The organism is Pseudomonas paracarnis (genome assembly GCF_904063055.1).
Lineage (GTDB): Bacteria > Pseudomonadota > Gammaproteobacteria > Pseudomonadales > Pseudomonadaceae > Aquipseudomonas > Aquipseudomonas paracarnis.
Genome location: NZ_CAJFCN010000112.1, coordinates 1 through 432, shown reverse-complemented (window position 1 = coordinate 432; position 432 = coordinate 1). Strand labels below are relative to the sequence as shown.

General features: G+C 61.8%; 1 protein-coding gene. It reads right to left on the bottom strand.

Annotation, left to right across the window (positions count from 1 at the left end):
• Positions 1-399: CreA family protein (locus JMV15_RS28135; protein ID WP_201492015.1), on the bottom strand; the 399-nt coding region annotated here is incomplete at its 3' end.
• Positions 400-432 lie beyond the last annotated feature (33 nt).

Genomic DNA, 432 nt, shown 5'->3' with positions numbered 1-432 from the left:
GTTCGGGCTGCCGTCGATCAAGCGGTCGCTGGAGACCAGATATACCGTGGTGGTGCGCTTCGTGTCGAGGAAACGAACCACCTGCATGGTCTTGAACACCAGCGAGGTGCGCTCCTTGAACACTTCGTCGCCGTCGTTGAGTTCACCCTTGAAGTGGATCGGGCCCACCTGGCGGCAAGCGATCGAGGCCTCGGCACGGTCTTCGGCCAGACCCAGCCCGCCCTTTACCCCGCCGGTCTTGGCGCGGGACAAGTAGCACGTTACGCCATCGACCTTGGGGTCGTCAAACGCTTCAACCACAATCCGGTCGTTGGGGCCGACGAACTTGAACACTGTCGACACCTGGCCGACTTCTTCCGCCGAAGCCAGCAGCGGCCTGCCCAACAGCAGGCCCAGCAATCCCTTTCTCCCGCACCTCGTGTATTTCCTATG